General features: G+C 65.8%; 14 protein-coding genes and 1 pseudogene. 3 read left to right on the top strand and 12 right to left on the bottom strand.

What is annotated here, in order from left to right; all coding sequences use genetic code 11:
- Both MJ956_RS13755 and purD read right to left on the bottom strand, forming a co-directional pair.
- Window positions 1-1,911, bottom strand: a 1,911-nt coding sequence (locus MJ956_RS13755; protein ID WP_253965019.1) for an acyl-CoA dehydrogenase, incomplete at its 3' end; no start/stop codon positions are given.
- A 182-nt stretch (window positions 1,912-2,093) separates the two neighbouring features.
- Entirely contained in the window at window positions 2,094-3,371 is a 1,278-nt protein-coding gene (gene purD, locus MJ956_RS13750) for a phosphoribosylamine--glycine ligase (protein ID WP_253965018.1), read from the bottom strand.
- A 158-nt stretch (window positions 3,372-3,529) separates the two neighbouring features.
- Between purD and ubiA the strand changes: the two genes are divergently transcribed.
- The gene (ubiA, locus tag MJ956_RS13745; RefSeq protein ID WP_253965017.1) at window positions 3,530-4,537 is read left to right on the top strand and encodes a 4-hydroxybenzoate octaprenyltransferase; all 1,008 of its coding nucleotides are present in this window, start codon (window positions 3,530-3,532) and stop codon (window positions 4,535-4,537) included.
- Window positions 4,538-4,551: 14 nt separating this feature from the next.
- Here ubiA and MJ956_RS13740 read toward each other — a convergent pair whose 3' ends face one another.
- The 9 genes and pseudogenes from MJ956_RS13740 to MJ956_RS13700 form a co-directional block, all read right to left on the bottom strand.
- On the bottom strand, window positions 4,552-5,127 hold the full coding sequence (locus tag MJ956_RS13740) for a DUF6101 family protein (protein ID WP_253965016.1): 576 nt from the start codon (window positions 5,125-5,127) through the stop codon (window positions 4,552-4,554).
- Window positions 5,128-5,304: 177 nt separating this feature from the next.
- Window positions 5,305-6,711 (bottom strand): FAD-binding oxidoreductase, encoded by a 1,407-nt coding sequence (locus MJ956_RS13735; protein ID WP_253965020.1) that lies wholly within the window; start codon window positions 6,709-6,711, stop codon window positions 5,305-5,307.
- A gap of 73 nt (window positions 6,712-6,784) precedes the next feature.
- Window positions 6,785-7,822, bottom strand: a complete 1,038-nt coding sequence (locus MJ956_RS13730; protein WP_253965015.1) for an L-threonylcarbamoyladenylate synthase — start codon at window positions 7,820-7,822, stop codon at window positions 6,785-6,787.
- 124 nt (window positions 7,823-7,946) lie between these two features.
- Window positions 7,947-8,210 carry a DUF4064 domain-containing protein gene (locus MJ956_RS13725; RefSeq protein ID WP_253965014.1) on the bottom strand — a complete coding sequence of 88 codons (264 nt, stop codon included), beginning with the start codon at window positions 8,208-8,210 and terminating at the stop codon, window positions 7,947-7,949.
- Between the two features lie 122 nt (window positions 8,211-8,332).
- Window positions 8,333-9,859, bottom strand: a complete 1,527-nt coding sequence (locus MJ956_RS13720; RefSeq protein WP_253965013.1) for a glycoside hydrolase family 25 protein — start codon at window positions 9,857-9,859, stop codon at window positions 8,333-8,335.
- A 341-nt stretch (window positions 9,860-10,200) separates the two neighbouring features.
- A complete protein-coding gene (glyS, locus tag MJ956_RS13715; RefSeq protein ID WP_253965012.1) occupies window positions 10,201-12,978 on the bottom strand; it encodes a glycine--tRNA ligase subunit beta in 2,778 nt (925 codons plus the stop codon).
- 376 nt (window positions 12,979-13,354) lie between these two features.
- Window positions 13,355-13,716 (bottom strand): annotated as a pseudogene (locus tag MJ956_RS13710) (endonuclease domain-containing protein).
- 27 nt (window positions 13,717-13,743) lie between these two features.
- The gene (gene ypfJ / locus MJ956_RS13705) at window positions 13,744-14,637 is read right to left on the bottom strand and encodes a KPN_02809 family neutral zinc metallopeptidase (protein WP_253965011.1); all 894 of its coding nucleotides are present in this window, start codon (window positions 14,635-14,637) and stop codon (window positions 13,744-13,746) included.
- Window positions 14,638-14,791: 154 nt separating this feature from the next.
- Window positions 14,792-15,175 (bottom strand): VOC family protein, encoded by a 384-nt coding sequence (locus MJ956_RS13700; RefSeq protein WP_253965010.1) that lies wholly within the window; start codon window positions 15,173-15,175, stop codon window positions 14,792-14,794.
- Between the two features lie 512 nt (window positions 15,176-15,687).
- Here MJ956_RS13700 and MJ956_RS13695 point away from each other — a divergent pair.
- Window positions 15,688-16,788: an AbrB family transcriptional regulator gene (locus tag MJ956_RS13695; RefSeq protein WP_253965009.1), complete on the top strand. Its 1,101-nt coding sequence runs from the start codon at window positions 15,688-15,690 to the stop codon at window positions 16,786-16,788.
- Window positions 16,789-16,915: 127 nt separating this feature from the next.
- Window positions 16,916-18,076 carry an iron-containing alcohol dehydrogenase gene (locus MJ956_RS13690; RefSeq protein WP_253965008.1) on the top strand — a complete coding sequence of 387 codons (1,161 nt, stop codon included), beginning with the start codon at window positions 16,916-16,918 and terminating at the stop codon, window positions 18,074-18,076.
- 28 nt (window positions 18,077-18,104) lie between these two features.
- On the opposite strand, the gene MJ956_RS13685 is transcribed toward MJ956_RS13690, so the two are convergent.
- Window positions 18,105-19,211 carry a cis-3-hydroxy-L-proline dehydratase gene (locus tag MJ956_RS13685; protein WP_341482730.1) on the bottom strand — a complete coding sequence of 369 codons (1,107 nt, stop codon included), beginning with the start codon at window positions 19,209-19,211 and terminating at the stop codon, window positions 18,105-18,107.
- Window positions 19,212-19,303: the final 92 nt, after the last annotated feature.

Genomic DNA, 19,303 nt, shown 5'->3' with positions numbered 1-19,303 from the left:
CTCGCTGGTCAGTTCGTCGGACGGCTCGTGATAGGGCACGCCCAGCGGGAAGGCGATGACCCGGGTCACGATCGCCGCCCAGCGCGCCGGCAGATTGTCGAGGACCCCATTGAAGGCGAGGGCCATGCGATTGTAGCCCTTCGCCATGATGTACTCGACCAAGGGCTTGTCCGCCTCGGGGCGCCCCTCGGTCTCGAACCGCTTCAGGACGGCACCGAGCAGATAGAGTTCGGAAAGAATGTCGCCGAGCCGCGCCGACAGCATTTCCTTGCGCTTGAGCGCGCCGCCGAGCGTGAGCAGCGACAGATCGGACAGGAGGGCAAAGGCCGAGGCATAGCGCGACAATTGCCGCCAGTGGCTGGTGAAGGCCGCGTTCCTCGGCGCCGGAGCCGCGAGACCGCCGGTCCAGCCGCGCACGAAGCTGCGCAACGCGTTCTTGGCCGAATGACCGACATGCGCCCAGAAATGCTTGTCGAAGTCTGCCAGCCCCTTCTCCTCGTCCTCCTCGGACAGGGCGAGAAGTTCCTTCAGCATGTAAGGATGGGCGCGGATCGCCCCCTGCCCGAAAATCATCAGATTGCGGGTGAGGATGTTGGCGCCCTCGACCGTAATGCCGATCGGCACCGACCGGTACTGAGCGGCGAGGTAATTCTTCGGCCCATCGATGATCGCCTTGCCGCCATGGATATCCATGGCCCGCTCGACCGATTCGCGCATGCGATAGGTCGCATGCGCCTTCATGATCGCCGACACCACCGACGGCTTGTGGCCTTCGTCCAGCGCCGCGACGGTCAGCCGGCGGGCGGCATCGATCAGATAGGCGTTGGCGGCGATGTCGGCGAGCGGTTGCTGGATGCCCTCGAACATGCCGATCGGCACGTTGAACTGGGTGCGCACCCTTGCATAGGCGCCGGTGGTGCGTGCGCAAACCGCGGCCGCGGCGGAGGATTGCGAGGGCAGCGAGATGCCGCGACCGGCGGCAAGCGCCGTCATCAGCATCGTCCAGCCCTGGCCGATCTGATCCGGTCCGCCGAGAATCCAGTCGAGCGGAATGAACACGTCGTCGCCGTAGAGCGGGCCGTTCTGGAAATAGGTTAACAGCGGGACATGTCGGTCGCCGTGGCGAACGCCCTTGGTCGCGGTGGGCAGCAGCGCGACCGTGATGCCGAGATCCTCGCCCTTGCCGAGGTGGTTCTGCGGATCGAACATCTTGAAGGCGAGGCCCATCACCGTCGCGACCGGGCCGAGGGTGATGTAGCGCTTGTGGAAATTCAGCCGGATGCCGAGAACGCGCTCGCCCTCGTGCTCGCCATATTCGACCATGCCGGTGTCGAGCATCGCGGCTGCGTCGGAGCCGGCCTCCTGCGAGGTCAGGCCGAAGCACGGGATCTCGCGTCCGTCGGCAAGACGCGGCAGCCAGTAATCGCGCTGTGCCTGCGTGCCGAAATGCAGCATCAATTCGCCCGGCCCGAGCGAATTCGGCACCATCACGGTGACGCCGGCAACGACGGAACAGGACGAGACTTTCCGCACCACTTCGGAATGGGCGGTGTTGGAAAAGCCCAGGCCGCCGTATTCCTTCGGGATGATCATGCCGAAGAACTTGTTCCGCCGCAGGAAATCCCAGACCTCCGGCGGCAGGTCGCGATCCTCGGAGACGAGCTTCCACTCGTCGATCATGGCGCAGAGTTCGCCCACCGGACCGTCGAGAAACGCCTGCTCATCCGGTGACAGCCGCGCCGGCGGCATGGCTAGCAACTTGTCCCAGTCGGGGTCGCCTGTAAAAAGTTGGCCGTCCCACCAGACCGTGCCGGCGTCGATCGCCTCGCGCTCGGTCTCCGAGATCGGGGGCATGACGCCCTTGGCCCATCGATAGATTGGCCGCGTCAGCTTGTCCTGACGAAATGACATGGCTTCGCTCCGGGGTTGGCGGCTCTCGTTAAGGATGAATGTATGGCCGCGCCGATGGTTTCCCAGCGGCGCGCGCCGACATTTCCCGCATTTTACGTAAAGGTCAACAAGCGGTCGCGAGCGATGCGCCCTTTACGCCGCTTGCTCGCAGGACCGATCGGCGCGATGCGGCGGATGGAGGATCAGGCGCTTTCGGTCATAATGGCCCGGTGGCCGATGTCGGACCGCCAGAACCCTTCTTTCCAATCGACGGCCTCGACGGCCTCATAGGCGCGGCGCGCGGCTTCCTTCACGCTGGCGCCGGTGGCGGTGACGGCAAGGACCCGCCCGCCGACGGCCAGCAGCCGGTCGCCGTCGCGTTGCGTCCCCGCATGGAAGATCCGGGTCGTCTCGCTCGCGGCCGGCAAATGGCGGATGACGGTGTCCTTGGCATGGGCACCGGGATAGCCCTCCGAGGCCATGACGACGGTCAGAGCACGCTTTTCCGACCATTGCGGCAGAATGGCCGGAACCTCCCCCATCGCGGCGGCAAGAAGGAGGGGCAGCAGGTCGCTTTCGAGCCGCATCATCAGCACCTGGCATTCGGGGTCGCCGAAGCGGACATTGTATTCGATCAGCTTCGGACCGGACTCGGTCAGCATCAGTCCGGCATACAGGACGCCCTTGAACGGGGTTCCGGCCGCCTTCATCCCGGCGAGGGTCGGCTCGACGATCTCGCGCATCGTCCGGCGTACCATCGCCTCGCTCATCGGCAGCGCCGGTGAATAGGCGCCCATGCCGCCGGTGTTCGGGCCGCGGTCCCGGTCGAAGGCGCGCTTGTGATCCTGTGCCGTGCCGAAGAACAGCGCGCGCTCGCCATCGCAAATGCAGAACAGGCTCGCCTCCTCGCCCTCAAGGAACTCCTCGATGACGACCTGCGCACCGGCTCCGCCGAAATCGCCCGCAAAGCATGCGTCGATGGCCGCAAGCGCGTCCTGGCGCGTTTCGGCGACGGTGACGCCCTTGCCGGCGGCGAGCCCGTCCGCCTTGATAACGATCGGCAGGCCGCCGGCCTGGATATAGTCGCGCGCGGCGACCGCATCGTCGAAGCGACGGTAGCGGGCCGTCGGAATGTCGTGGCGAGCGCACAAATCCTTGGTGAAGCCCTTCGAGCCCTCGAGCCGCGCGGCGTCGGCGGAGGGACCGAACACGGGAATGCCGGCGGCGGCAAGGCTATCGCCAAGCCCGGCGACAAGCGGCGCCTCGGGACCGACGATCACCAGGCCGATCGTGTTGGAGCGGCAGAACGCCACGACATCGGCATCATCCGCGATGTCGAGTTCGACGCACTCGGCATGCTCGGCGACGCCCGGATTACCGGGCGCGGCGTAGAGTCGGCCAAGATCGGGCGATTGCGCGATTTTCCAGGCAATCGCGTGTTCGCGGCCACCGCCGCCGATGAGAAGAACATTGGTCGTCATGGCTTCGCCCCCGCCAGCGCAGTTTCGCCGCCCAGGCCGGCCGACAGGCGCCGATTACGGGTGGGCGACGGCCGCGGTCAAGTTCGGCGAAGCGATACTTATGAGTTGATAATGCGAAAACCCCTTGACTGCGGCCTTTTGGCCATCAATCTCGTGCCATGTCGAATCTGAAAGGAAGCCTCGCGGACCAAATCGACCGCGTGGCGGATGCGCCATCGAACAACTGGGTCTACCGCACCTTGCCGCGCGGCATCTGGCCCTATGCCCAACTGGCGCGCTGGGACCGGCCGATCGGCTGGCAACTGCTGCTGTGGCCCTGCTGGTGGGCGGCGGCGCTGGCACCGCAAGCGGTGCAGACGGGCGCTGTCCACACCGGGCTTCCCAGCCTTTGGCAGCTCTTCCTCTTTCTGGTCGGCGCGATCACCATGCGCGGTGCGGGGTGTACCTATAACGATCTTGTCGACGAGAAGATCGATACGCTCGTCGCGCGCACAAGGTCGCGTCCGCTGCCGTCCGGCCGGGTTTCGCGGTTCCAGGCCAAGCTGTTTCTGGTCGTGCAGGCGCTGGTCGGACTCCTGGTTCTGATCCAGTTCAACCTTTTCACGGTTTTTCTCGGTATCGCGTCGCTGGGCGTGGTGGCGATCTATCCATTCCTGAAGCGCTTCACCGACTGGCCGCAGCTCGGCCTCGGCCTCGCCTTTTCCTGGGGCGCGCTGATGGGATGGGCGGGTTATTGGAGCACGCTGTCGCTCGCCGCCGTCCTGCTTTACGCCGGCAGTATTCTCTGGACCATCGGCTACGACACGATCTATGCCCATCAGGACAAGGAGGACGACGCGCTGGTCGGCGTCCGTTCGACGGCGCGGCTGTTTGGCGAACGAACCAGACTCGCGCTGACGGTCCTTTATCTCGGAGCGATCACTCTGTTCGCCGGCGCCTTCATGCTGACCGGCCCGGCCACGGGCGGCGGACCCGCATGGCCCGCCTATGCGGGCCTTGCCGCCGGAGCCTTCCAGATGATCTGGCAGATCCGCACGCTCGACATCGACGATGCGGACCAGTGCCTGAGGCTGTTCAAGTCGAACACGGTGTTCGGCTGGATCATCTTTTTCGGCCTTATCTTCTCGGCCTTGTGGGCGCTGTCTTTCCCGCTGACGACGGTATAACCCCCGGACGCCAGCTACTGACGCGCAATGATCTCCTCGCCGGCGACGACCATGCGCATCCCGAGCCCGCCGGGCTTGCGTCGCGCCAGGAAGCGCGGCCGGCGCTGGCGGTTGGGCGAGCGGCGACGCGGAGCGGGTGCCGCGGCCCGGATATGCCCAAGAGTTTCTTCGAGAGTGCGCAACGCGCCGTCCGCCTCGATCATCAGCATCGGCAGATTGAACAGTTCCGCCCAGCCGCGCCAGTCGGCGGCCACATCGTAGAGATCGCTGGCGACCAGCAGCGGCACGGTGCACCGCGGGTCGTGATGATGAAGCTCGAGCGTGACCGTCACCTCGCCGGTGCCGTCTTCCATCGCGCGGGCGGCGACGCCCCGGAAGGCCCGCGGCGGCAGCGCGATCGAAACCGGCAGTCCGGATTTCTGCAACCGGCGATGCACGACGGCGCCGCGGCGGTCGACCTTGTAGGTGATCAATTCCCCGTCCTCGACCATTTCGATCGTCTGGCGACGATCCGACGCCGCCGGATCGAGGCGGACCGGAACATTCGCCCATTCGGGCTTGATCGCGAGCGGGTTGGGAGCAATGCTCATGAAATGACGCCTTCTGCCTCTCCTGAGAGCCGATATTTCGGTCTCTGCCTCGTGCCGATGTGACCCCGGCCTTGGATAGGATGAGAATAAGGGCGTCGCCTTGAAGTCGCGCTAAGAAAGTCGGTTAAGTCTTCATGACATCGAAGACGGTTAGCAAGTCGAAAACTTGAACCAAATCTAAACCAGCTTGCCTGGATTTAATATATTGTCAGGGTCGAAGGCCGCCTTGAGCCGCCGCATCAAATCGATCTCGACCCCCTCCTTGGTCCGCGCGAGTTCGTCGCGCTTCAGCTGGCCGATGCCGTGCTCGGCGGAAAAGCTGCCGTCCAGATCGCGAACGATGCCGTGGACGAGCTCGCTGATCTCGTGCCAGCGGGCGAGAAAGGCGTCCTTATCGGCACCGACAGGCTGGGAGACATTGTAGTGGATGTTACCGTCGCCAAGATGACCGAACGCAATGACCCGGGCCTGCGGAATCGCCTCGAGCACGGCCTTGTCGGCAGCGGCGAGAAATTCAGGAATACAGGCGACCGGAATGGACACGTCATGCTTGATCGATCCGCCCTCGGGCTTCTGGGCCCAACTCAACTCCTCGCGCATGATCCAGAATGCGTTAGCCTCGGCCAGCGATTTGGCGATCGCGGCATCGGCGACGACATGATTCTCGAAGCCGGATTCCAAGATACCTTCCAGCGTCTCGCGCGCGTCGCCTTGTGAACGCCCCGAGGAAACCTCCATGAGAACATACCAGGGATGTGGCGTCTCCAGCGGGTCGCGGGAGCCGATCGTATGGCGGAGCGTGAACTCCAGGCCCAGACGCGGAATCAACTCGAAGGCGGTCAGCTGCGATCCGGCCCGGCGTTCCGCCGCTTGCAGCAGAGTCAGGGCGGCATCTGGCGACGCCAGCCCGACATAGGCGACTTCGCGACCGGCGGGCTTGGGAAACAGCTTCAGCACGGCGGCGGTGATGATCCCGAGCGTTCCCTCCGACCCGATCAGCAAATTGCGGAGATCGTAGCCGCGGTTGTCCTTTTTCAAACGCCGCAGCCCGTGCAGCACCTCGCCGGATGCCAGCACCGCCTCGATTCCGAGACAAAGGTCGCGTGTGTTGCCATAGGCCAGAACACCGGTACCGCCGGCATTCGCGGCGAGATTCCCCCCGATCTGGCAGGAGCCCTCCGATCCGAGCGATAGCGGAAACAACAGGTCTGCCTCGTCCGCCGCCTCCTGGATACGCTTGAGGACGACGCCCGCCTCGACGGTTGCCGTACGGCCGATCGGGTCGACGTCGCGGATCCGGTCAAGCCGCGACAGGCTGACCAGGACCTCGCACGGCGAGCGCGGCGACTGACCGCCGACAAGGCCTGTGTTGCCGCCCTGCGGCACGATCGGCGTCCGCGTTTCGCTGGCGAGCCGCATGATCGCCGCGACCTCCGCTACATTGCCCGGCCGCAGCACCAGCGCCGCGCGGCCATGAAACATGTCGCGCGGCTCGTTAAGGTAGGCCTCCATGAGATCGGCGTCCCGCAAAGCGTTGCGGTCGCCGACGATCGCCGCGAAGCGGGCAATCAGAGCGTCGGGCAGTCGGTGTTCAGCGTCTTGCATAGGATCGAGACATAAAAGGTCGGCGACGATCCGTCGAGCCGTGGCGAGATTTCTACGCCCGTGGCGCGGCGGCGCGACAAAGCCGGTCGTTGATCGCCTCGCCGAGGCCTTCCCGCGGTATCGGCGCCACCGCGATGCGCCCGATCTCCGGCCGGTCGAAGCGGGCCAGCGCCGCGAACAGATTCGCCGCCGCCTCGCGCAGATCACCGGACGGGCTGAGATTGACGATCGCGGCCGCCTGCGCCGCGCCGGCGATCGACGACGCATCACCGAAGGCGATCAGGTACTCGCCGAGCTCGACATGCTCGACGTCGAGCCGTACCGCGCCGTGCGGCGCGTAGTGGGAGCGAAGCTGGCCGGGTGCCTCGATGCCTGAACCCGCATCCGGCCCGACCACGGCGAGCCCCGTCGCGTCCCTCAGCGCGTCCCGCCCGACGAGCCCGGCGCGCAGCAGCACCAGGCGGTCCCGCTTCGGCTTGACGATGGTCGATTCCAGCCCGAGTTCCGATGGGCCCGCGTCGAGAATCAACTCGATCCGGCCGCCGAGGCCACGCATCACCTGGCCCGCGCTGGTGGCGCTGACCCGCCCCGAGGGATTGGCGCTCGGGGCCGCGAGCGGGCGGCCCAGACGCGCGATGATATCGCCGGCGATCCCCTTTGGTTGACGTAGCGCCACGGTGGCAAGTCCGCCGGTGGTCAGGGGATGGACCGGTGTTGCCTCCGCCTGCGGCAGGACAATCGTCAACGGTCCCGGCCAGAAGCGCGCCGCGAGCCCCCGCGCGATGTCGTCCATGACAGCCAGTCGCGCCGCCATATCCAAGTCGCTGACGTGGCAGATGAGCGGATTGAAGCGGGGACGGCCTTTCGCCTCGAAGATGCGCGCGACGGCCTCGCCATTGGTGGCGTCAGCGGCCAAGCCGTAAACCGTCTCGGTCGGCAGGCCGACGAGACCGCCCGCTCGCAGGCAAGCGACCGCGCGTTCGACCGCGTCGTCGCCGCCGGCGGACAGGCAGATCGTTCCGATCGAGCCGGCCTCGGTTCGGCCTGTACCGGTCGGTACTACATCAACTGCGCCGCGTTCAGGTGTCATGGCCGGCTTCCAGACAGGACAAGCGGCCTCGCGGACCGGAGGCCGTCGCAAACAAGAAAAGGGCAGTGGTTTTCGCCACTGCCCTTTTTCGTCTTTACCGGAACCGGAAGCGGCTCGCCAGAGCTTAGTTGGCGGGCGCCGGCTGTTCCGGCGTGTCCGTCTCGGGCGCCGGCTGGACGTCGACGGTCGGAACCGTGACCGTCTTTTCCTCCGTGCCGACGTCGACATCGCCAGTCGTGACCTCTGCCTCGGGCATCTGACCGCCCTCGACGCTGACTTCCGGCAACTCGCCTTCCTGAGTCTGATCAACATTGATCATCGTGAAGGCGAACCAGACGACGATCAGGAGAACGATGATACCGACGACCCAGCCAATTGTTCTATTCATTCCAAGCACCCGTCATTTAACCTGTGAGCAAAATTGTTCGGGGCCGAAACGGTTGCGAATGGCTTTGGTTCCCTCGGTTCCAGAAAAATCTTCGTGATCGCCGAAAAAGCGACCAGGCGCGTTCAGCGCGTCGCTTCGAATGCCGTGACGATGCGGCGGGCCGGCATATCGAGCCCGGCAAAGCGCTGCCCCGCCACAGTCCCCGCAACGCGCGGTCCACGGCCGGCGCCTTCGGCGCCCAACTGCGAGAGCACCCGCGCGGGCATCGGAAGGGCGCCGGCCTTCTTCGCCGCTTCGGCCGCCTTGACGATCTCGACGAAGCGCGAGCGCTGTCGCGCGTCAAATGCGGCACTCTCCTCGCCAGCGCCGGCGGGCCTCGCCTCGTCCGTGCGCGTCGCCGCTTTGGCCCGACCGATGAACAATCGATCGACTTCGTTGGCGGCATAGGCCACAGCCTCCCGCAGGGCGGCGAGATGGCCATGGAATTCGCGCGCTGCTTCACCCGATGGCACCACCGTTGAGGAGACGGCGACAGGGGCGGCGGTCACATCAGCCACAAGCGCTGGCTTGTCAGTCTTCGTTTCGCCACGGGCAACGGTGGTCAAGAGTTGCAGCGGATCCAGCCGCGCGTGCTGCTCAGCCGGAGCATAGGCGGCGACCCGCGTGTCCGTCGTCGGCTTGGCCCGCGGCTTGGGCAGGGTCGTGGCGGCTGCCCCCGTCGCCGCAGCAACCTTTGCCACCTCCGTCTTGGTGGTCTCGTCCAGCGACGCGATCATCATCGCCGGATCGTCGGCTTCCGGCGCGCGCTCGATCAGTTCGTTGAACGGCCAGGCGGCCTTGAGCCCGGCGACGTCCATCGTCGAGACATTGACGTCGATGTCGGTCTTGGCGCCCTTCACCCGGTACGGACAGCTGCGGCTGTCGCAGTTGTGCATCGAGGAGAACTGCCACAGGGCGTAGCTCGGCCAGGTCTCCTCGGGGAACTTGCCGGTGATGTCGTCGCGGTAGCGCGCGTACCAGAGCGGCAGGCGCGACAGCAGCGGATATTTGGCCTTGTTGTCGGAGACGTATTTGGCGGTCGAGCCATTGGTGTAGAGCACCGGATAGCGGCCGGTGCGAATCTTGATCTGGTCGGCGAAGATCTCGGCGTCGGCGAGGCTCATCCACTCGTCGGAATTGTCCTCGATGTCGAGAGCGATCAGATCGTCCTCGGCCGGCTCGGCGAAATCGACGAAATGGTCGGCCTGCTCACGCGGATTGCCCGGACGGCCGAGATGATAGGCGCCCCAGAGAAGCCCCTTCATCTTCGCCATCTCGCGGCGGGTCATGTAGAGTTCCTTGGTGACCGAATATTTCCACCAGCGGTTCTTGCACAGCTTGTACTCGTCCCCGTCAGCCTTGCCGCAGTTCCACTCCGGCGGCAATCCGTCCGAGGCCTTGTTGATGAAGCCCGCGATGCGCTCGTCCGAGCTCAGTTCCTGCCAGTTGATCGGATTGAACTCATAGGCATCGATCACGAGCGCCTTGTCCTCCGATTTCCACGGCGCCTTCCATTCGGCATGGGCCGAACCGGTGATCAGCAGCATGCCCGCGACGATGGCGCAGGCAAATTTCGCGGCAGCCGTCGCAACGGCGCTGGGCTTCGTCATTCGCTGGTTTCCCCTCGAAGTCGCTCGAAGTCTCAAATGCGGGCCGGCCCCCTGAACCCTAAGGTTCAATTCCGTCCCAAGCGGCTAGGTGCAGCTATTCCCTTCAAATCGGGCGGGTTCCGGGCAAGGTCGATCACGAAATGTTACAGCCCTGCCGCCAATGAACCCTGACGCAAAGACCTGACCAATTTGCCACAAAAGCCTGCGATTCCGTAGCTTTTGGTAAATGATTGGTTAACGAGGGCGGCCGCTGACTGGTTCTGACGTCGGCGGATCGACCTCGCGAGCCCCGCCACCGCCCCATTTCGCCGGTCGAATTGCCGGCGATTGTGGATTTTCGGTCAGCCTGCGATCTTGCCGAAATCGGCGACCTTGCGCGTCGCCGCGCGGATGCGGGCGAGCAGCGCCAGCCGGTTGGCGCGGACGGCCTCGTCCTCGGCATTGACCAGCACCTTGTCAAAAAACGCATCGACGGGAATGCGCAAATCGGCGAGCGCGGCCATGGCATGCGCGTAATTCTCGATGGCCAGCGCTTCTTCCAGCTCGATCTCGGCCCGGTCGACGGCGCCGGCCAGGACCCTTTCCTCGTGTTCGGTCAGGAGGTCGAGATCGACGACCTCGGCGACGCGGGTGCCCTTCTTCTCCTCGGCGGCGAGGATGTTCGCCGCGCGGCGATAGCCGGCGAGAAGGTTCTGGCCGTCATCCGAGTCGAGGAATTTGCCCAGCGCCTCGACCCGGCGGGTGATGTCGAGAAGGTCGTCGTTGGGGGCGGCTCCCTCGCCTTGATGGGAGGCAGAAGGCGTCCCTTCGGATGCTGACGCATCCGACCCCTCACCCGGCCGCCGCTTCGCGTCGTCCACCCTCTCCCCATCGGGGCGAGGAATGGCGCCCTTTTCGTCGCCGTCCGCAATTCTCTTGTCGTTATCGTATCCGGTCGAGGCGCCAGTCGGCGCAGACCTGTTCTTCTCCCCGACGGGGAGAAGGTGCCCCGGAGGGGCGGATGAGGGCGGGGCGCCAGCCGACAGCACCGCATCGACAAGGTCGTGCCGTGCGCCCTGGTCGCGGAGTTGGACCTTCAGACGGTCGTGGAAGAAGGAAAGCAATTCACTTGGCAGATTCGAGAGAGAAGGCAGAATGAATAGTGCCTTTGGCCCAATCGTCCGATCGTGCCCCTTTTTGTATGAAATGTCCGAAGGATTCTCCGATGCTATAGGCGCGACAAATCCGTCCCACGCCGGATCACCTCTGCTTAAGGCAATTGGCCCTGCCCTTTGCCCATACTCGTCAACTCCGGGCTTGAGCAGAAGGTAATGAACGAATTGCTCGCTGTCGGGCATACGCCAATAGATGTCGTACCGGGCGACTAGCGTGATTAGGACCTTTCCGTAAGCATCATCGACCAACGGCGCGATAGGCAGCCGTAACCTGTTCTCCACCACGACCCTGATCACGCCCAGCGCCGCCCTTCTGAGCGCATAAGGATCCTTCGACCCCGTCGGTTTCTCGTCGATCGCCCAGAAGCCGACCAGCATGTCGAGCTTGTCGGCGAGCGCCACGCACACCGCGACGGGATCGCTCGGGACCGTGTCCGTCGGCCCCAGCGGCTTGTAATGCTCCTCGATCGCCGCCTGGACGCTCGGATGCTCGCCCTGCAGCGCGGCGTAATAGCGGCCCATCAGCCCCTGCAGCTCGGGAAACTCGCCGACCGCCTCGGTGGTGAGATCGGCCTTGGCCAGCACCGCCGCGCGTTTCGCCAGCGCCGCCAGTTCGTCGGCCGAAACCGCTTCGCCGCCGAGCGTGGCGCCATCGGAATAGAGCGTCCGGGCGATATCCTCGGCCAGTGCCGCGATGCGCTGAACCCGTTCGCCCTGCGTGCCCAGCTTGGCATGGAACGTCACGTCCAGCGCATCGAGCTTGGCCATGCGCTGGTCGAGCGGCTTTGTCAGGTCGAGGCCGAATTTTTCCGCCGAGGGCTTGAGGCTGTCGATATCCGGCAGATCGGCCTGGTCGGTCTGCCAGAAATACAGGGCGTCCGACAGCCGCGCCCGCACCACCTTGGCGTTGCCGCTGGCGATCGCCGCGCCGCCGTCGCTCGCCTCGATATTGGCGACGAGGATGAAGTGGTTGGACAGCTTGTTGTCGCTCACGCCGGTCTGCTGCGCAGACGGCTCCGCGAGTGCGCCCTGACCGGGCGACGGCCGGTCGGCCTTGCGAGCCTCCGGCTCGACCGAACCCTGCGGCCGCAGCACGAAGCACTTCTGGTTGGCTTTGATGGTGGAGCGGATGATTTCCGGCGGAATCTCGAGAAATTCCGGCTCGAACTCGCCCATCAGCGTCACCGGCCATTCGACCAGACCCGCCACTTCCTCCAGCAGCCCGTCATCCGGCACCACTTCGAGGCCCCTGGCGAAGGCGAGGTTTTCCGCGTCGTGGCGAATCATGTCCTTGCGCCGCTCGGCGCCGAGCAGGACGAAGGCTTTTTCGAGCTTCGCCGCGTAATCGTCAAAGCGGCGGACGGTGATCTCCTCCGGGGCGTGAAACCGGTGGCCCCGCGTGGTGTTGCCGGCCTTGATGCCGTGGACCGAAAAATCGACCACCACCGGCTCCTCGGTCTCCGGGCCGAAGGTGCACAGGATCGATTGCAACGGCCGCACCCAGCGCAAGGACCCCGGCTCGCGCGAGGCTGGGCCCCAGCGCATGGATTTCGGCCAGGGAAAGTCGCGGATGATGGTCGGCATCGCCTCGGCGATGATCGCCTCGGCCGGCCGGCCGGGCTTCTTGATCGTCGCGACGTAGAAATCGCCTTTCTTCGGGTCCGAGTGGATCTCGGCTTCGTCGATCGACGCCAAGCCGGCGCCGCGCAGGAACCCGTCGATGGCCTTTTGCGGCGCGTCGGCGCGCGGTCCCTTGCGCTCCTCGACGACGTCCTTGGAGCGCGCCTCGACACCGCGAATGTCGAGGGTCAGACGCCGGGGCGTCCAGTATTCCCGCGCGCCCTCATAGGTGAGGCCCGCTTCCACCAACGCGTCGGTGACCAGCTTCTTCAGGTCGCCCGCCGCCTTGCGCTGCATGCGGGCCGGGATTTCCTCGGAGCGGAGTTCAAGCAGAAGGTCGGGCATCAGTGTCTCTCCACCCGCATGCCGTTCGCCTGGTTGCGCTTCCTCGCGCCGATGGCGCTGCGGGAGCGCGGGCGGGCGGGAATCTCTTCGAAGCGGAGTTCAAGCAGAAGGTCGGGCATCAGTGTCTCTCCACCCGCATGCCGTTCGCCTGGTTGCGCTTCCTCGCGCCGATGGCGCTGCGGGAGCGCGGGCGGGCGGGAATCTCTTCGAAGCGGAGTTCAAGCAGAAGGTCGGGCATGGCTCGGCATTTCTCCACCCTCCGCTCAATGGGGAGGGTCGGCGCATCAGCGCCGGGGTGGGATGGAATGAACAGTCGAGAGCCCCCCGCCCGCCGCTTCACGGCGACCTCCTCACCAGGGGGAGGTTGGGAGCATGATCATCGATCGTCCCGCATTTGGCGACGCTCTTCGACCACAGCAAAGATCGTGTCAAGGACAGCACCCCGTTCAAGCCGGACCTCGTCGTTCCAGAAGCGCAACACCCGGTAGCCCTGCGAGCCTAGCCAGGCATCCCGCTTGCGATCCTTTGCCGATCGCTCTGCCATGCCATGCTGGGCGCCGTCGACCTCGATGATGAGACGAAGTCGGCGAGGTAAGGGCCGATCACCACCTGCCGATGGAAATGGCCGCCCTCACCCGGGATCGCGCGGATACCGCGCCAAAGGTGCTCCTCCAGCGCGGTTGTCTGCGCGGCGATGGCGCGTCGCGCGCGATGCGCCTTCGCCTGGAGGCGGGTCATCGCCATGACTGCGACGCCCGACGCGCCTCAGATCGCGCCGCTCAGCGTGTCGCAGGCGCCGAAATCGCCGCTCTCGAAGCCGCGCCGGAACCATGTCTGGCGCTGCTGCGACGTGCCGTGGGTGAAGCTGTCCGGAACGACCGTCCCCTGGCTGCGCTTTTGCAGCGTGTCGTCGCCGATCTGCTGGGCCGCGTTCAGCGCCTCGTCGATGTCGCCGGGCTCCAGATAGCCGGCCTGCTTGCTGCCATTCGCCCAGATGCCGGCATAGCAGTCGGCCTGCAACTCGACCCGCACCGACATGGCGTTCGCCTCCGCCTCGCTCATGCGTGCGCGCGCCTGGTGGAACTTCGGCAGGACACCGGTGAGGTTCTGGATGTGATGGCCGACCTCGTGGGCGATGACATAGGCCTGGGCGAAATCGCCCGGCGCGCCGAGCTGGTTGCGCAGCTGGTCGAAAAAGCCGAGATCGATATAGAGCTTGGAATCGGACGGACAGTAGAACGGCCCGGTCGCCGCTCCGGCGATGCCGCAGGCCGAATTCACCCGGTTGGTGAACAGAACCAGCGTCGGCGCCGGATAGGTTTCGCCGGCCTCCCGGAAGCGCTGACTCCAGACATCCTCGGTGTCTGCGAGAACCGTCGCGACGAAATCGTCGGTCTCGTCGGCGGTGCCCGCCACGCCCGGCCCGGAGCTCTGGCTGGTCTGGACACCGCCGCCGCCGCCATCCGCCATGCCGAGAAGCTGCAACGGGTTGATGCCGAAGCCGAGCCACAGCACCAGCGCGACGATGATGAAGCCGATCGTACCGCCGCCGCCGGCCCGGATCGGCAGACGCAACCCGCCGCCGCGCCGGCCGAAGCCGCCGCCAGAGCCCCGTCTGTCCTCGATGTTGCTCGACTGCCTGCGTCCGCGCCACTGCATGATGCCGCCCTTTGATCCTTGCCCGGCGGCATCAAGCCAGAATGCGCCGCCTGCGTGTCCCTTGGCGGGCGATATAGGGCACAGTTCGACATTGCCATGCGATCGAGCAGGATGGCTGTTTCCAACTCCGCCGGGCACGCTGGAAAGAGTCGTGTCACTTCTGAGGGGCGGGCGTCATCCAGCCAAGCATCGCGCCGCCCGGGTCCTGAACCGTCGCGATGCGGCCGACGCCGGGCACGTCCCACGGCTCCTTGGCGATCGTCGCCCCCGCGTCGCGGGCCTTGGCCACGCGTGCATCGACATCGTCGACCGCGAGATAGCTCATCCACATTTCGGGCGCACCGTCGAAGGCCGGCCCCGACATGGTGAAGATGCCGCCGACACGGTCCTCGCCCTCCGTGCAGAGCCAATAGGTTCCGGCATCGGGCATTTCCATGCCCTCGAACGTCCAGCCGAGCGTCTGGCCGTAGAACGCCTTGGCCTTTTCGGCGTCACGCGTCATCAATTCGTTCCAGTAGAAATGCCCGTGCGCTGTCATCTTCGACCTCCCTCGGCAATCATTGCGGTGTCCACCGGCAAGGGGCCGATTGAAGCATACGCTGCCTTCATCCGCATGGCACGACGTCGTGAAGGCGGCGAAGCCGGAAGGTCGCCGGTCACGAGTCCGGGCGGCGTCCGAATGAAGGCGTGGTGCCCCAGAGCATCGGACCAAAAAGTGGAATCCGGTTTTTGGATTATTCCGATGCTCAATCAAAGTGTGAGAGCGTCCTTTGTGCGTCCGGATGGACGCACGGCGCTCGGCCCTGAACCGCCGGACCATCACGCGAAATCGGCGACCCGGTTCCGCCGGCCGTAAGCTTCGTTTAGGACTACAGCGTTCCGCCGAGAGCGGCAGTCCGTTCCGAGGGGACGGATTGGCGTGCCCTTCCTCGTTCCCTTGCCCGACATGACCGAATTCCGCGCGATGAAGAGAACCGCAAGCCGCCGGGAACCGCCGGGCCGCGACGGCCTCAGTCCGCCCGACCGCGGCGCTTTCACGGGCGGATGGCGATGAGCGCGGTACGCGGCTGGCTGGCCAAAGCCCTGGAGCCTCTCGCACCGAAGCGCTTCGCCTATGCGCGCTTCGCGCTGGCGCTCGCGATCGGCCTTCTCGGCGCCGTCGTCTTCCTGCGTCTGTCGCTGCCGCTGCCCTGGATGCTTGGACCGCTTGCCGCGTGTCTCGGCGCCTCGCTCCTGCGATTGCCGGTCACGGTGCCCGGCATCGTGCGGCCTCCCATGACCATGCTCGTCGGGGTGCTGCTGGGAGCGAGTTTCACGCCAGGCATGGTGGCCGGAATCGCCGACTGGCTGCCGAGCCTCCTCGGCCTGATGGTCTTCCTCCTGGTCGCGGCGGCGGCCTGCGTCACATATTTCTACCGTGTCGCCGGCTTCGATCTTCCCACCGCCTATTTCGCCGGCATGCCCGGTGGCTTGATCGAGATGGTGACCCTCGGCCAGGCCAAGGGCGGCGATCCGCGTATCATCGCCCTGATCCATTCCAGCCGCATCATGCTGATCGTCTTCTCGCTGCCGTTCGTCCTCGACGTGGTAACCGGCGAAAAGGTGATCGCCCGGCCGACGAACGGGCTGTCCGTCTTCGACGCGCCGTGGTCGGTGGAGGTGTGGCTGGTCGTGACCGGGCTGGTCGGGATCGTCCTGGGACGAATGCTGCGACTGCCCGCGCCCTATCTGATGGGACCGATGCTGGCCAGCGCCGCCGTACACCTCACTGGCATCACCGAGTTCCGCCCGCCCTACGAGTTGGTGGCGGCCGCGCAGCTCGTGCTCGGCACCGCCCTCGGCTGCCGGTTCGCCGGAACCCGGCTGACCGAAATCGCACGAATTCTAGGGCTCGCTCTGGGCTCGACCGCAATCTTGCTGTCGATCACCCTCGGTTTTTCGCTGGGACTGAACCGGCTGATCGGATTGCCGGTCCTCGACCTGCTGCTAGCCTATTCCCCCGGCGGCCTGACCGAAACGAGCCTGATCGCGCTGGCCCTCCATGTCGAGGTGGCCTTTGTCGCGACCCACCACGTCACCCGGGTTTTCCTGGTGATGACCACGGCCGGTCTGGTGTTTCGACTGGTGGAGAAATTTCGCGGGCCGAGCTGACGGCAAGGCTCATCCCGCACGCGCCGCAAAAGGGAGTGCCGGTGCGCATGGCTGGGCGAACGGCGCTTTCCGCGCCAGACTGGCGGCTGCGATTCGACAATGAGACGATAACGGGAAAGATCTCGCCATGACGCCCTTCCACTTCAACACCACGCCGTCGATCGTGTTCGAGCCGGGGGCGGCCAGGCGGCTCGGGCCGATCGCGGCGAAGACGCTCGGCGCGCGCGTGTTACTGGTGACCGACCCCGGCCTCCGCGCGCTCGGCCTCTGCGATCCGGCGATCGCGTCGCTGGAGAGCGCGGGGGTGGCGGTCACCGTCTATGACGAGGTTGCGGCCGATCCCAAACTGTCGATTCTGGAGGCCGCGACCGACGCTGCCCGATCTCTGGACGCGACGGGAGTCCTCGGCTTTGGCGGCGGCTCGTCCCTCGACGTCGCCAAGCTCGCCGCGCTCATCGCCGGCTCCGGCGAAAATCTCGACGAGGCCTGGGGCGTCGGCAACGCCAAGGGCCCGAGACTGCCGCTGGTGCTGGTTCCGACCACCGCCGGCACCGGCTCGGAGGTAACCCCGGTCTCGATCATCACCGTCGGCGAGGAGGAAAAGCGCGGAGTCTCCTCGCCGCTGATCCTGCCGGACATCGCCGTGCTCGACGCGGAACTGACGCTCGGCCTGCCGCCAGCGATCACCGCCGCCACCGGCGTCGACGCCATGGTTCACGCGATCGAGGCCTATGCGTCGAAGAGCGCCAACAACAACCCGCTGTCGAAGATGCTGGCGCGCGAAGCCTTACGGCTCATCGGCGCGAATATCGAAACGGTGATCGCCGAACCGGCGAATGTCGAAGCGCGCGGTGCGATGCTGCTCGGCTCGATGCTCGCAGGCCAGGCCTTCGCCAATTCGCCGGTCGCCGCCGTCCACGCCCTCGCCTACCCGATCGGCGGCACCTTCCATATCCCGCACGGGCTGTCGAACGCGCTGGTGCTGCCGCACGTCCTGCGCTTCAACGCGCCCGACGCGGCGCATCTTTACGCCGAGATCGCCGCGGACGCCTTTCCGGCGCTGGAACGCGAGGAAAGCACGCAAGGGCGCTGCGCCGCGTTCGTGGAGGAACTCGCCGCGCTGTCGAAGCGCCTCGGCCTGCCGCCGCGCCTGCGCGATGTCGGGATCGGCGAGGAGCATCTGGCCAAGATGGCGGCCGACGCGATGAAGCAGCAGCGTCTTCTGGTCAACAATCCGCGCGAGGTTGCGCAGGCTGACGCGCTGTCGATCTACCGGGCTGCCTGGTAGGTGAACGAGTTTGGAGCCGCGCTTGCGTCTAGCGATCGACACTGAGACACGGCTCGCCCAGCACCTCCCAGCGCGGGGTGACGCCAAGGCCCGGCTCGTCCGACGCGCGCATGGTCCCGTTGTCGCGTATCGGCGCCCCGTCGGCGATCGAGACGGTCCCATAGGAGTTGAAGTCGGTCGCCGAGAAGGTGAATTCGGCCGGCGTCGATTGCGCCAGATGGGCGATGGCGGCCGTGACGATGTCGCCGCCCCAGGTGTCCTCGATCGTCATCGGCGTTCCGCTGGCGACGCAGAGATCGCGCATCAGCCGTGCCTTGGTCAGGCCGCCGACCTTGGAGATCTTCAAATTGACGATATCCATGGCGTCGTCGGCCAGCGCGCGCTGCAGCGTCGCCACGCTATCGATGACCTCGTCGAGCACGAAGGGCAGCGGGGTACGCCGGCGGACCGACAGGCACTCGTCATAGGTCGGGCAAGGCTGTTCGATCACGACGTCGAGGTCTCGCACCGCCAGCACCACACGCGCCGCCTCGGCCCGGGTCCAGCCGGTATTGGCGTCGGCGACCAGAACCTCCCCCTCCTTCAAGACCGAACGGGTCGCGCGAATGCGGGCGATGTCCGCGTCGGCGTCGCCGCCGACCTTGAGCTGGAACTTGCGATAGCCTTCCGCGCGGTAGCCCTCGATATTCGCCGCCATCTCGGACGGGTTTCTCTGGCTGATGGCGCGATACAGCGCGACATGCGCCTGCGCCTTGCCGCCGAGCAGCTTCCACACCGGCAGACCGGCCGCCTTGCCGAGGATATCCCAGCAGGCGATGTCGAGCGGTGCCTTGATATAGGGATGGCCGCTGAGAACCCTGTCCATATGGGCGTTCACGACATCGAGGTCGGTCGGATCGAGGCCCAGCAATTGCGGCGCGAGCTCCGCCAGCCCCGCCCGCACGCCGGCCGCGAAGGCCGGAAGGTAGGCGGAGCCGAGCGGGCAGCACTCGGCGAAACCGGTGATGCCCGCATCCGTCTCGACCGCGACGACGGTGCTGTCGAAGATTTCGACGAAATGGCCGCTCGACCAGGTGTAGCGCCCCTCCTTCAGCGGAAGGTCGACCTGCCACGCCTTGATGCCGGTGATCTTCATGCGAAACCTCTCATTCGCTGCCTGAATAAGCAGCGCTAGCGCCGCCATCGCGTCCATCACCAGCGGGACGATCCGAAGATGAACTACAACTG

The sequence above is a fragment of the Aurantimonas marianensis genome (genome assembly GCF_024195285.1).
GTDB classification, from domain to species: domain Bacteria; phylum Pseudomonadota; class Alphaproteobacteria; order Rhizobiales; family Rhizobiaceae; genus Aurantimonas; species Aurantimonas marianensis.
This window is presented reverse-complemented; position numbering and strand designations above follow the sequence as displayed.